This is a genomic window from Dorea sp. (genome assembly GCF_977044405.1).
Window position 1 is genome coordinate 42,446 of record NZ_CDRRQK010000022.1, and the last position, 12,118, is coordinate 54,563.

The window sequence follows — 12,118 nt, forward strand, 5'->3', positions numbered from 1 at the left end:
TTATGGACTCTTTCAGTCTTCACTCTTGTTTTTCTTATATATAATTTCAGATTTCTTATCTTTATTCTTCATCTTAATCCTGTTTTTCGATTTTGAATTTGTTTCCAGGATCACTGCTGAGTCTTGCTCTGTCGTGTGGTGCTCCCCAATACGCTTCAAAATCAATTTCATCTAAAAATCTTGCATTAAATGACTCAAATGTTCTGCCCTTTTTCTTATTATTTGGATTTGCAAAATCTTTAAAATATGTATTGTTCTTAAATGCAGGAATCTGATACAGATCTCTTGCATATGCCCACAGATTCTTGTAAGTAAACAATGGATGTTTTGTATGTCCAAGCTGGTGTGTATAACGGATGTCCAGTCTTGCAAGTGTTACATAAAGTCTTACATCACTGTCTGTTACATAATCTCCGAATAAGAATCTCTGATTCTCCAGTCTTTCTTCCAGCAGATCCATGGCTGCGTAAAATGAATTGTATGCATCCCAGTATGCTTCTTTTGATCTGCAGAACGTTGTCTTATATACTCCGTTATTGATGTTATCGAATAACCAGTAGTTCATCTCGTCGATATCTTTTCTTAATTCTTCCGGATAAAGATCTGGTGCATTCTTTTTATGGAATGGTTTGAAATCCACTTCAAAGTAATTGGTCAGTTTGTGGTAATCGTTATTGACTACTTTTCCTGTCTTTACGTCGATCAATGCAGGTACTGTTGTTCTTCCTGTGTAATCATCATCTGCTTTGTAGTATGCTTCACTTAAGAACTGGATGTCTAAGACCGGATCAACATTATCTTTGTCATATACGAATTCCCAACCGAGATTCTTCTCATGATCTGCGTGCTCTACCATGTTCACACTGATTGCTTCGTCTAATCCCAGAAGCTCTCTTACGATGGATGCTCTGTTAGACCAATGGCAAAGCTTTGCCCACACCAGTCTGTATCTGCCTGCTTCTACCGGATTCTTTCCTTCTCCGAATCCTTCGGTAAAATGATTTGGCTGACGGACGAAATATCCATTTTCATCTACTTCTGATACTGTCTCTACCGGACGAACTCTTATCTTTCTTCCATTTACTACTTCATAATCAAATTCTGCCATGTCATTGTCTCCTTTTTTTCTGACTTTCTTCTATCTTTTCTTCTGTTTTATTCGAACAGATCTGTAGACAAATATCTGTCTGCCGAATCCGGGAAGATCGTTACAATCGTCTTACCCTGATTTTCTGGTCTTTTTGCAATTTGGGCTGCTGCAAAGAGTGCCGCTCCTGCGGATATACCGATAAAGTTTCCTTCTTTTCTGGCTGCTTTTCTTACCGTCTCATAAGCCTCATCATCTGTCACCGTGATCACTTCATCCAGAAGTTCTACATCTGTAACCGGTGCGATCATGCCGCCTCCGATTCCCTGTATCTTATGTGGTCCTGCTTCTCCACCGGAGAGTACCGGGCATCCGGCAGGTTCTACACCAATGATCTGAATATCCGGATTTTTTTCTTTTAAGAATTTCCCGGTTCCACTGATTGTTCCACCGGTTCCGACCGTTGCAACAAAGATATCCACATTTTCACCGGTATCTTTCCATATCTCCGGACCGGTTGTCTGATAATGTGCTTCCGGATTGGATGGATTACCGCCCTGTCCGGTAATAATTGCATTTTCTGTCTGTTCCAGGATTTCGGCTGCTTTTTCATTCGCTCCGCCCATATTCTTTTCGCCCGGTGTCAGAACTACTTTCGCTCCGTAAGCTTCCAGGATGCGGATTCGTTCTTTACTCATAGAGTCCGGCATGACGATGACCGCCTGATATCCTTTCGCTGCTGCAATTGCCGCAAGGCCGATGCCTGTATTACCACTTGTGGCTTCAATGATCGTTCCGCCCGGTTTTAATCTTCCATCTCGTTCAGCCTGTTCGATCATATTCTTTGCAATTCTGTCTTTCACACTGCCCGTTGGATTGAATACTTCCAGCTTTGCAAGGATCTTTCCTTCGAATCCTGCTTCTTTTTCAAATTTGTGTAATCTGAGAAGAGGTGTATTTCCAACCAGTTCTGTAATGTCATCTGCTATATTTGCCATGCCGTTCTCCTTTCTTATCAATACTGTATTCTAAGCAAATTTCTCTGCTCTGTTGTTCGGTTCATTCCAGTAACTTTCATCCGGTCCAAGTCCTACGATCTGGTATGGATTTTCTTCTTTGGTTCCGAGAAGTTCTTCTTGTTTGATCTTTTCGAAATCTGCAAATTCTTTATACTCCGGAATGCTGTATAATTCTTTTGCGTAATTCCAAAGGTTGTCATAATCCCTCAATGCATTTCTGTTCAGTCTCTGTTTGAAATAATAGACTGCATCGAACCGGATCAAGATGTCGTATAATCGCTTGTCTTCCTCTGTAATCTCATTTCCTTCCAGGTATCTGTTGTCATTTAACAACTTTTCCAGATTATCGAGGATCTGAAATGTATGATCATATGCTTTTTCATACGCTTCCTGCGTAACTGCTTCGCCGGCCGCTTTTATTTCTTTTTGTAATTCATCAATCAGTTTTACTGCCATTTTCGAACTCCTTTCATCTTGTCCGCTTATCAGCTTTGGCTTTTTTACGGATACTATGGTATAACAAAAGCGGATACATCCTGATATCGTGTACCCGCTTCTTCTTATCTCTATCTTATCTCAGGTAACATGATATGCATAACTAATAAGCTGTATCCATCATCGACATCATACAGCAACAACACATCATGTTCTTTTTGCTTGTTTCTACATATCTTCTTACCATCGCTTTGTTCTCCTTTTTCGCATTTTAGTTTTCCTATCTGTTTGATATGTTTTGTATTATATTCATATATTTCCTATTTGTCAACTATGTTTTATAGTTTTTCTTTGTTTTTATTTTTGTACAATTTTAACGCAGTAAATTATCACACAAAAAATGAAGGAGCTTTCATATCTCCTTCACCTTTTCATCTGCATCTATTTCTTTCCTCTTTTATGCTAACAGCACTTCACTCAACATACCACATACGGATTCCGGCAGATGCATTGTCTGTAAGATTCCGATCATCTCTGTCGGTGTTTTTCCGGCTTTCATATATGCATATATTTTTTCTTTTGTATCGTATTCTATCTCCGCACGGTATAATGCTTTGTATACCTCGCTTATTTTATCATTCTCTGCAATTGAAGTTTCTTTTGCAAATGTAACACAGATCTGCTCTGTTACATTCTGTCCGGAAATTACAACTGTATATATATGACGTTCTGGGTCATATGCCGTCTGTGCTTCAATTTTATTTTCTCCTACAGTTACAACCAGCTCTTCCGGATTCATAATTCCGTAGAACTCAAGTCTCCAGGATCTCTTTGTCGGAATTACAGAAAGATTTCCCTTTGCCGCATGGATCACGAATTTTTGTTTATTTTCCCATTCAAATTCTGTCTGTGCCCAGTTCTCCGACTTATCTTCGCAGGTATCGCCTTCGTCTTCCCACATCGTAAAACTATTTTTTGCTCCCGGAAATACCTTGACTGTCATATTCCCCGGATTCTCTACAGAATTTGTAAATTCTGTCAGATCTGCTATCGGAATGATTGCTCCTGCCTTTGCCAGCACTGGGATCTCCTCCAGTGTCCTGTAAAGTTCCAGCATACGTCCGCCTTCATATTTCATGCCACTGAAGAAATCGAACCACTGTCCCTCGGGAATCCATATCTTAACGGATGCTGCCCCGGCCGTTTTATCCATTGGTTTTGTAATCGGGCATGCGATCATTTCTGTTCCAAAATAATATTCATTCGGTACCTGATATGCCTCCTGCCGCTCCGGCTCCAGGTAATACATCGGTCTGATCAATGGCTGTCCGTCATGGCTTGCATGATAATTCATGGTATAGAGATACGGAATCAGCTCATGACGAAGTTTCAGATATCGTTTCATGATATTTCCCGAGATTTTATTATATTTCCACGGTTCTTTCCCAGTAAACATACTATTCGAACTATGCAGTCTCATAATCGGGGAGAATACTCCAAATTGCAGCCATCTGGTAGAAAGCTCTTCATCTTTATATCCATGCATGTGTCCACCAATATCATGGCTCCACCATCCATATCCTGCATTACTTGCATTTGCAGTAAAATATGGTTGAAATGCCAGGGAATCCCAGCTGATAATCGTGTCTCCGGAAAAACCGATCGGATACCGGTGACTTCCCATTCCTGCATATCTTGAGAATGTTAATGGCCTTTTTCCTCTTCTTGCACTATCCAGATAATGATAATGATTCAGCATCCAGAGTGGATCAAGACCAGGTATTTTACTCAGACCGCCCTGTTGCCAGTCTACCCACCAGAAATCAACTCCGTCCTCTTCATTCGGATGATGCAGATACTGGAAGTATGCTTTCAGGAACTTCGGATCTGTAATATCGAAATTCACCGGTTCCTCCTTCTTCCAGTCTCTTCCCATAGCTTCTGCCATTTCACGGTAATGTTCTTCATGAGCCTTTACACCATCGGCAGGATGTACATTCAATGTTACCTTTAGGCCGTGATCATGAAGCCATCTCATGAAGCCCTTCGGATCCGGGAATAATTCTTTATTCCATGTATAGCCGGTCCAGCCGCTTCCATATTTCGGATCAATATCAACCAGATGCCAGTCCATATCAATGACTGATACTGCAAATGGTATTTCTTCATTTTCGAATCGGGTAATCAGATCTTTATATTCATCTGCCGTATAACGATAGTATCTGCTCCACCAGTTTCCTAATGCATATCTTGGAAGTAACGGTGTATTGCCGGTCAGACGATAATAGTCTTTCAGGCAATGCTGATATTCATGCCCGTATCCAAAGAAATAGATATCTGTACATTTTTCTTTTCTTGGCTCTACCCATCCATCTTCCGTGAGCACAAGCGATCTGCTGTCATCCAGGATTCCATATCCGAATTTTGAGATAATGCCATGCTCTAATTCAATCGCACCATCTGCCTCATCCAGCGTTCTTGCCGTTCCCCGCAAGTCTGTTGCCTCTTCTCCATAGTGCCAGATACTGTGATATACACTGATATTTCCTCTGACCTGCACAGACAGGCCATAATTGGTAAACTCTTTCTTATTATAAATAAGATGAATCTTAGAAGTAATAATCTCCAATGAATCTTCACTTTCAATGACCTGATACTTAGGTACTTCAAACTTACGGTTTACAACACACTGCGTCGCCCGGTCTTCGAATTGTCCGTCTTCACTATATTCCAGACGTATCATTTCTTCTGTCAGCAGTGTAAATCTGTATTTTTCTCTCTGGACAATTGCTCCTTTATCCGCCTGTCCATTTGTATTGATTCGGTATAACTGTTCCATTTTATTCCCTTTCCCTCTATATTTATTTAACCTTTGACAGAACCTGCCGCAACACCTGCAACAAAACATTTGCTCCTTTCTGTAATGCAAGCGGCAATTTTGTCCAGAATCCATCCCATGGGTTATTAATGATATTGATCTTCACATTTGGATGGATCTTTTCGTACTCTTTTGTAATACTTCCAAATAACTCTGGAGCATCCCATAACCACCAGTCCAACTCCACCGGCTTTCCGTCATTTACCAGGTGATTCGGATCATAGGTGACATTCTCACCCATAACTGCCATTCCTTTATCGGCTTTTGTATCCGTTTTTCCACTATAAGCAGTCGTTTCAGTCTTTCCACATCCGCACAACATCGCCATCTACATAGAAATGACCAGACACATTGCCAATATTCTTTTTCTCATGATACTTCCTCCTAGAAACTATTTAACTGTTGCATATGTTAACGCTAACCTTATTAACAAAAGTAGCACTTCATTGTCGTGAAGTCAATGTTTCTTGCAATATTCCTTTCCTTTTCTACATTATATCTAAATTTGCAGGTTGTTTTTTGTCTATTTTTACAATTATGAAATTATTTTTCCCAAAATGATATATGATATATCTTTTTTTGGTATAATAGATTTATAATTTTTAGATTAACGTTAACCCTATTAGGAGAATCATTATGGTTACATTAAAAGATATTGCAGAACGTGCCGGTGTCAGTATGATGACCGTCTCACGTGTTATGAATGGAAAAGAAGGAAAAGTATCCGAAAAGACAGCTGAAAAGATCCGTACACTCGCCGATGAAATGGGATATATTCCAAATTCATCCGCCCGAAGTCTGGCAGCCAGATCCTCTCAGATCATTGCTGTAATTCTTAGGGATTCCGATACGAAAAACCCGCTGACCGATCCTTACAACGCAGCTTTTCTTGGACTGATCACACAGATCATCCAAAGACAGGGCTACTATGTCATGATCCATTTTGTTCAGGATTTTTCAGATATCACCTTCCGTCTCCGCTCCTGGAATGCAGAAGGTGCAATTTTTCTTGGACTGTTTGACGAAGAAGTTCAACAGATTCAAAACAGCAACCGGATTCCTTTGATCTTTATCGACAGCTACAGTAATGTACGCCAACTTATTAATATTGGTATTGATGATTATAAGGGAGGACAGCTCGCCGCAGACTATTTTTTAAAAAAAGGACACAAAACACTTGGATTCGTCGGACCTTTTACAAAGATCGGAGGTGTTATCACCAAACGTTATCAGGGATTTACAGACACTTTAGCCAAACATCATATTTCTCTGTCTCCGGATCATGTTTACGATATGGAAAAAATGGAACCTTCCGAGATTATCGATTCCATTTTGCAGGATAACTGTCCTCCAAGCGGACTGTTTGTCTTTTCCGATGAAATTGCATTACAGCTTTCTAATATTGCTTCCAAAAAGAATCTTGCCATCCCTTCCCGGTTATCACTGATTGGTTTTGATGACCTGCCTTCTTTTTGTACCACATTCGATATGCTGACTACGATACATCAGGATATCTACAGAAAGGCGGAAATTACATGCAAGATTCTTTTTGAGCATATTGCTGATCCTGACAGACCAAGCGAAAATGTAACTTTGGATGTCAGGCTGGTAGAACGCAATTCTGTTTCTACACAATAATGAAATAATTTATATATATTATCTGTCTTCTGTGATCTTACCGTCTTCTATATAAAGGATCCTTTCCGAATATTCTGCCACACTGATATCGTGTGTAACCATGATGATCGTCTTGTGCATCTTAGAATGGATCATGCTGAATACATCCATTACAATCTTGGTTGACCGGGAATCGAGGTTTCCGGTCGGCTCATCTGCAAAGATCACATCCGGCTGATTTACCAGTGCTCTGCAGATAGCCGTTCTCTGTTTCTCCCCTCCGGACAATTCATATGGATATTTACCCAGAAGATTTTGAATCTGAAAAGAAACCGCCAGTTTTTCCGCTTCTTCTTTACCGGACCCCATTCGATAACTGTTAAAAGGAAGCAAGACACAGGTAATCACTCTACCTGTGTCTTGCTTCCTTTTATCATTTTTACAAAATATGCATGCACACTTGTATCATCATTCAGTTCCGGATGAAACGCAGTTGCAAGCTGGCTGCCCTGTCTGGCAGCCACAACCTTTCCATCTACTACAGCCAGTATCTCTGCTGTTCCGTAAACACCGGCAATATACGGTGCACGGATGAATGTCATTGGAATCTTTCCAATTTCTTTCATCTCATCTTCTGTATAGAAGCTTCCAAGTTGTCTTCCATATGCATTCCGCTTTGCCAAAATGTTCATTGTGCCGAAGCACGGAACACCATCTTCTACCTGCTCTGCCAAAAGAATCAGTCCGGCGCAGGTTCCGAATACCGGAAGTCCGTCTTCAATCTTCTCTTTTAATATATCGTAAATATCCAGCTCGATCAGAAGCTTTCTCATAACCGTGCTTTCCCCGCCCGGAAGAATCAGTCCGTCAAAAGAACGCTCCAGATCTTCTTTTTTACGGATTTCAAAATGTTCTACGCCCAGACGATCCAGCATCTGTCCATGCTCTAAGAATGCTCCCTGCATTGCCAAGATTGCAATCGTCATCTTACTTTCCTCTTTCTGCCATTAATAATTCAATTTCCTGTTCGTTGATTCCTACCATTGCTTCACCAAGATCTGTCGAAAGTTCAGCGATCAGTTTTGCATCTGTGTAGTTTGTAACAGCCTTAACGATAGATGCTGCACGTTTTGCAGGATTTCCTGATTTGAAGATTCCTGATCCTACGAATACACCTTCTGCTCCAAGTTGCATCATCAGTGCTGCATCGGCTGGTGTTGCAACACCGCCTGCTGCGAAGTTAACTACCGGAAGCTTTCCATTTTCATGAACATATTCCACAAGATCAATCGGAACCTGTAACTGTTTTGCTGCTTCGAATAATTCATCTGCTCTTAAGTTCTGGATACGACGGATCTCCGCATTCATGGCTCTCATATGACGTACTGCCTGTACAACATCTCCGGTTCCCGGTTCTCCTTTTGTACGGATCATGGATGCCCCCTCTGCGATACGGCGGAGTGCTTCGCCGAGATCTCTTGCACCACATACAAATGGTACTTTGAACTCTTTTTTATTAATGTGGTAAATGTCATCTGCAGGTGAAAGTACTTCGCTTTCATCGATATAATCGATCTCGATTGCTTCCAGGATCTGTGCCTCTACGAAATGTCCGATTCTGCATTTCGCCATTACTGGGATGGATACTGCTTCCTGGATTCCGCGGATCATCTTCGGATCACTCATACGGGATACGCCGCCTGCCGCGCGGATATCTGCTGGGATTCTTTCCAGTGCCATAACTGCACAAGCTCCTGCTTCTTCTGCGATCTTTGCCTGTTCCGGAGTAGTTACATCCATGATTACTCCACCTTTTAACATCTGTGCCAGCTGCTTATTTAATTCATATCTGTTTTCTTTCATCATTCATATACCTTTCTTATGTATTTTCCTTGTGATTTCTATGAGTCCTATCATACTCTCACATCTGGTACTTTTAAAACAGCCAGTTTTTATGTTTTTATCCATGCCACTTTTCATTCGATGTTCATTACATGTTTTCCAACTAGTATTTTTTCTCACTTATATTTATATTTTTTGATATATATTTCTCATTAACAACTATTTTTGAACATATGGTAATCTACAGGACCTGCCATTGACAGCTTCTCTTGCATATTAAGGTATAAAAATATAGCAGATGTAAATCCCTATATAGATTTTATACCTGCTATATTTCAATCTCTTATTTACTTTCAGAAATTTTATGTCTGCATTTTCATGAATCTAACACTTTCCTTCTGTCATCGCAATCTACAATCCCAGCTTTTTACATTTTTCTTCATGGTCTTTTACAAGATCCGCAAGTGTCACACTGTCCACATACTGGTCAATCACTTTCTGAAGTCCTTCCCAGAATCCAAGTGTCGAACACTGGTCCTGTCTCTCGCAGCGGTTCGGCACGTCATCCAGACATGCAATCGGCGCCAGACTTCCTTCTGTGGTACGGATAATAGCTCCGGCCGTATATTCTTCCGGTTCTTTTGCCAGCATATATCCTCCGTTATTACCACGGTAGCTTCTTACATATCCGGCTTTCGTCAGCATTGGCATAATCTGTTCCATGTATTTCAGTGTGATTCCCTGTCTCGCTGATATATCTTTCAGCCGGATATACTCCCCATTTGCATTCTCCGCCAGATCGATCATAATTCTTAGGGCATATCTGCCCTTTGTTGATATCTTCATAGTACTTCACCTTTCATCCGGGCATTTTCCCGTTTCATCTCCTACTTAGTTACTATGATATCACATTTTCAGATAAATGCAAAGCTTCTGAATTTATTCATTTTATGCCTGAAACGTCTTCAGCGCATCAATCGTTCTCTGGATCAGATCTTCCAGTGTCCATCCAAGCATATCTGCCCCTCGCTCAATGACTTCTCTTGAACATCCTGCGGCAAAATTCTTGCTCTTGTACTTTTTCTTTACGGATTTTAAGGTCAGATCCTGTACGCTCTTTGACGGACGCATTAATACGACTGCTCCGATCAATCCGGTCAGCTCATCTACGGCATACAGCACTTTTTCCATCTCATGTTCTGGTTTGATATCTACTGTAATCGCATAGCCATGGCTTGCTGTTGCATGGATGATCTTCTCATCGATTCCACGCTCTTTCATGATTTCCTGTGATTTGATGCAATGTTCTTCCGGATACTTTTCAAAATCCAGATCATGTAAAAGTCCTACGATTCCCCAGAAATCTTCTTCCTCTTCAAACCCGAGCTCTCTTGCAAAATACCGCATTGTATTCTCCACCGTCTGTGCGTGCTGGAGATGAAATTCATCCTGGTTATATTCGGTTAATAATTCCCATGCTTCTTCTCTTGTCATATGGCAGTCCTCCGTTTATTATCTGTGTCTTTTTATTTTAAGTTATTTTTGTTTCATGCTGTTTTATTATAGGATCATAACCTTTTTCTTTCTTTTCCTATATGTTTTATATGATATCATGTGACTGCCATTTGTCAACTGTCTTTCCATACATTTGTGATTATTTTCCCAGTCTCAAACATTTTTTATAAGATGCATCTATTGCAAATGCTCCAAGCGGCGCAGTTAGAACGATTGCAAGTACCGCTACCGTCAGAACCACATCCCCACATGCAAAGCCAAGTGCCAGCGGGATTCCACCGATTGCCGCCTGCACGGTTGCTTTCGGTGTATATGCCATCATGGTAAATAACTTTTCTTTTCCTTTCAGATCCGTTCCAAGAAGGCATACGAACACTCCGGCCATTCGGAAGATCAGTGCTCCAAAGATCAAAAGTACTGCTTTCATTCCTACATGGGAAAGGTATCCGATATTTACGGTTGCTCCAACTAATACAAATAAAAATACTTCAGCAGCCACCCATAATTTCCCACATTTGACCGATATCCTTTTTGCCACCGGTTCTCTGTATTTCTGCAGACTGACTCCAAGAAACATCACTGCGATCAATGCAGAAAATGTAATTGCCGTTGTCATATGGTCTTCCACTGCTACCAGCAAGAACGAGATACTAAGCAGAATCAACACCTTCACGGTATCCCGGATATGTACTTTTTCAAAATATTTTGCAAGAATCCATCCGGTAAATAGTCCGATGACGATTCCCAGTATAATAGATACCGGGATATTCAGGAAGCTTACGACAGATACGCCTTTTCCCTGCATGATTCCTGTAAATGTTGTAAATAACACAATCACATATACATCATCTACAGATGCTCCGGCGAGGATTATCTGTGGAATGCCTTCTTCTGTCCCGTATCCTTCTTCCATTAATTTTACCATTCTCGGAACAACAACTGCCGGTGATACTGCTGCCAGAACGGATCCTAAGATGGCTGCTTCCAGTAAAGAAAGCCCCAGAAGCCCCGGTGCCAGCAACAGCATTCCTAATAATTCAAAGCTTGCCGGTACAAAACACATCATAACTGCCGGACGGCCGGTTTTCTTAAGTCCCGATATATCCAGTCCCAGTCCGGCCCGCATTAAGATGATGATGAGTGCCATCTTTCTTAATTCCGATGAGATGTTCAACAGATTCTCATCCAGAAGATTCAACACATACGGTCCGAGAACAATCCCGGTAAGAAGCATTCCCAGAAGCCCCGGTAATTTTAATTTCTGACAGATCCAGCTCATGCCCATTCCGCAGAGCAGGATCAGCGCAACACTTAGTAACATAAAAATTCCTCCTTATCCTTTATGCAACAAAAAAAGCTGAGACTTTCTGCGTTATATTTCGCAGAAGTCATCAGCTAAAAAAGCGGTTCAAGTATCTTATATCTGCAACACCTACCACCGGCATTTTCTTCCAGATATTTTCACTTAGGGAGAACTTCATTCCCTGCTAAAAGTTATAGCATAACTTTTTTTCATTTGCAACTATTATTCATCTTTTGTGACATGCTCCCACCACTTAAATCACAGATTTTGAAGTGAGGGCTTCTTGCTCAATGGTTCTACTGAGCCAAGTATCTACAAGCTATCCTCGCGTGCCCCGCGATTCATTTTTACCCAGTTATGGGATATTTTCATTGTCTGGATACAGACACTTCCCATTTATCCTGCTAACAACATACGGCGTG

General features: G+C 41.0%; 12 protein-coding genes and 1 riboswitch. Of the genes, 1 reads left to right on the plus strand and 11 read right to left on the minus strand.

Annotated elements, in window-relative coordinates; all coding sequences use genetic code 11:
• Positions 1 to 73: 73 nt before the first annotated feature.
• From ACWJAF_RS10580 to ACWJAF_RS10600, 5 genes are all read right to left on the minus strand, one after another.
• Positions 74 to 1,108, minus strand: a complete 1,035-nt coding sequence (locus tag ACWJAF_RS10580; protein ID WP_296033894.1) for a glutathione S-transferase C-terminal domain-containing protein — start codon at positions 1,106 to 1,108, stop codon at positions 74 to 76.
• A 47-nt stretch (positions 1,109 to 1,155) separates the two neighbouring features.
• Positions 1,156 to 2,085 carry a cysteine synthase A gene (gene cysK, locus ACWJAF_RS10585; RefSeq protein ID WP_296094630.1) on the minus strand — a complete coding sequence of 310 codons (930 nt, stop codon included), beginning with the start codon at positions 2,083 to 2,085 and terminating at the stop codon, positions 1,156 to 1,158.
• Positions 2,086 to 2,115: 30 nt separating this feature from the next.
• Positions 2,116 to 2,562 carry a hypothetical protein gene (locus tag ACWJAF_RS10590; RefSeq protein WP_448863779.1) on the minus strand — a complete coding sequence of 149 codons (447 nt, stop codon included), beginning with the start codon at positions 2,560 to 2,562 and terminating at the stop codon, positions 2,116 to 2,118.
• 436 nt (positions 2,563 to 2,998) lie between these two features.
• Positions 2,999 to 5,380, minus strand: coding sequence for a TIM-barrel domain-containing protein (locus ACWJAF_RS10595; protein ID WP_448863781.1), 2,382 nt, complete (start codon positions 5,378 to 5,380; stop codon positions 2,999 to 3,001).
• 22 nt (positions 5,381 to 5,402) lie between these two features.
• A complete protein-coding gene (locus ACWJAF_RS10600) occupies positions 5,403 to 5,747 on the minus strand; it encodes a hypothetical protein (RefSeq protein ID WP_448863783.1) in 345 nt (114 codons plus the stop codon).
• Positions 5,748 to 6,055: 308 nt separating this feature from the next.
• Between ACWJAF_RS10600 and ACWJAF_RS10605 the strand changes: the two genes are divergently transcribed.
• Positions 6,056 to 7,057 (plus strand): LacI family DNA-binding transcriptional regulator, encoded by a 1,002-nt coding sequence (locus tag ACWJAF_RS10605; RefSeq protein ID WP_448863785.1) that lies wholly within the window; start codon positions 6,056 to 6,058, stop codon positions 7,055 to 7,057.
• An 18-nt stretch (positions 7,058 to 7,075) separates the two neighbouring features.
• Here ACWJAF_RS10605 and ACWJAF_RS10610 read toward each other — a convergent pair whose 3' ends face one another.
• From ACWJAF_RS10610 to ACWJAF_RS10635, 6 genes are all read right to left on the minus strand, one after another.
• Positions 7,076 to 7,405, minus strand: coding sequence for an ATP-binding cassette domain-containing protein (locus ACWJAF_RS10610; RefSeq protein ID WP_448863787.1), 330 nt, complete (start codon positions 7,403 to 7,405; stop codon positions 7,076 to 7,078).
• 35 nt (positions 7,406 to 7,440) lie between these two features.
• The gene (pdxT, locus tag ACWJAF_RS10615; protein ID WP_448863789.1) at positions 7,441 to 8,022 is read right to left on the minus strand and encodes a pyridoxal 5'-phosphate synthase glutaminase subunit PdxT; all 582 of its coding nucleotides are present in this window, start codon (positions 8,020 to 8,022) and stop codon (positions 7,441 to 7,443) included.
• A gap of 1 nt (position 8,023) precedes the next feature.
• On the minus strand, positions 8,024 to 8,899 hold the full coding sequence (pdxS, locus tag ACWJAF_RS10620) for a pyridoxal 5'-phosphate synthase lyase subunit PdxS (protein ID WP_296094650.1): 876 nt from the start codon (positions 8,897 to 8,899) through the stop codon (positions 8,024 to 8,026).
• A 390-nt stretch (positions 8,900 to 9,289) separates the two neighbouring features.
• Positions 9,290 to 9,724: an RrF2 family transcriptional regulator gene (locus ACWJAF_RS10625; RefSeq protein WP_448863791.1), complete on the minus strand. Its 435-nt coding sequence runs from the start codon at positions 9,722 to 9,724 to the stop codon at positions 9,290 to 9,292.
• A gap of 102 nt (positions 9,725 to 9,826) precedes the next feature.
• Positions 9,827 to 10,372 (minus strand): hydrolase, encoded by a 546-nt coding sequence (locus ACWJAF_RS10630; RefSeq protein WP_448863793.1) that lies wholly within the window; start codon positions 10,370 to 10,372, stop codon positions 9,827 to 9,829.
• Positions 10,373 to 10,532: 160 nt separating this feature from the next.
• Entirely contained in the window at positions 10,533 to 11,714 is a 1,182-nt protein-coding gene (locus ACWJAF_RS10635; RefSeq protein ID WP_448863795.1) for a cation:proton antiporter, read from the minus strand.
• A gap of 54 nt (positions 11,715 to 11,768) precedes the next feature.
• Positions 11,769 to 11,887, minus strand: a riboswitch (Fluoride riboswitch).
• Positions 11,888 to 12,118: the final 231 nt, after the last annotated feature.

What these genes read in the sequence shown, in the direction of transcription:
- ACWJAF_RS10580 (WP_296033894.1), bottom strand. Translation starts at nt 1,108, where the DNA reads ATGGCAGAATTTGATTATGAAGTAGTAAATGGAAGAAAGATAAGAGTT.
- cysK (WP_296094630.1), bottom strand. Translation starts at nt 2,085, where the DNA reads ATGGCAAATATAGCAGATGACATTACAGAACTGGTTGGAAATACACCT.
- ACWJAF_RS10590 (WP_448863779.1), bottom strand. Translation starts at nt 2,562, where the DNA reads ATGGCAGTAAAACTGATTGATGAATTACAAAAAGAAATAAAAGCGGCC.
- ACWJAF_RS10595 (WP_448863781.1), bottom strand. Translation starts at nt 5,380, where the DNA reads ATGGAACAGTTATACCGAATCAATACAAATGGACAGGCGGATAAAGGA.
- ACWJAF_RS10600 (WP_448863783.1), bottom strand. Translation starts at nt 5,747, where the DNA reads ATGGCGATGTTGTGCGGATGTGGAAAGACTGAAACGACTGCTTATAGT.
- ACWJAF_RS10605 (WP_448863785.1), top strand. Translation starts at nt 6,056, where the DNA reads ATGGTTACATTAAAAGATATTGCAGAACGTGCCGGTGTCAGTATGATG.
- ACWJAF_RS10610 (WP_448863787.1), bottom strand. Translation starts at nt 7,405, where the DNA reads ATGGGGTCCGGTAAAGAAGAAGCGGAAAAACTGGCGGTTTCTTTTCAG.
- pdxT (WP_448863789.1), bottom strand. Translation starts at nt 8,022, where the DNA reads ATGACGATTGCAATCTTGGCAATGCAGGGAGCATTCTTAGAGCATGGA.
- pdxS (WP_296094650.1), bottom strand. Translation starts at nt 8,899, where the DNA reads ATGAAAGAAAACAGATATGAATTAAATAAGCAGCTGGCACAGATGTTA.
- ACWJAF_RS10625 (WP_448863791.1), bottom strand. Translation starts at nt 9,724, where the DNA reads ATGAAGATATCAACAAAGGGCAGATATGCCCTAAGAATTATGATCGAT.
- ACWJAF_RS10630 (WP_448863793.1), bottom strand. Translation starts at nt 10,372, where the DNA reads ATGACAAGAGAAGAAGCATGGGAATTATTAACCGAATATAACCAGGAT.
- ACWJAF_RS10635 (WP_448863795.1), bottom strand. Translation starts at nt 11,714, where the DNA reads ATGTTACTAAGTGTTGCGCTGATCCTGCTCTGCGGAATGGGCATGAGC.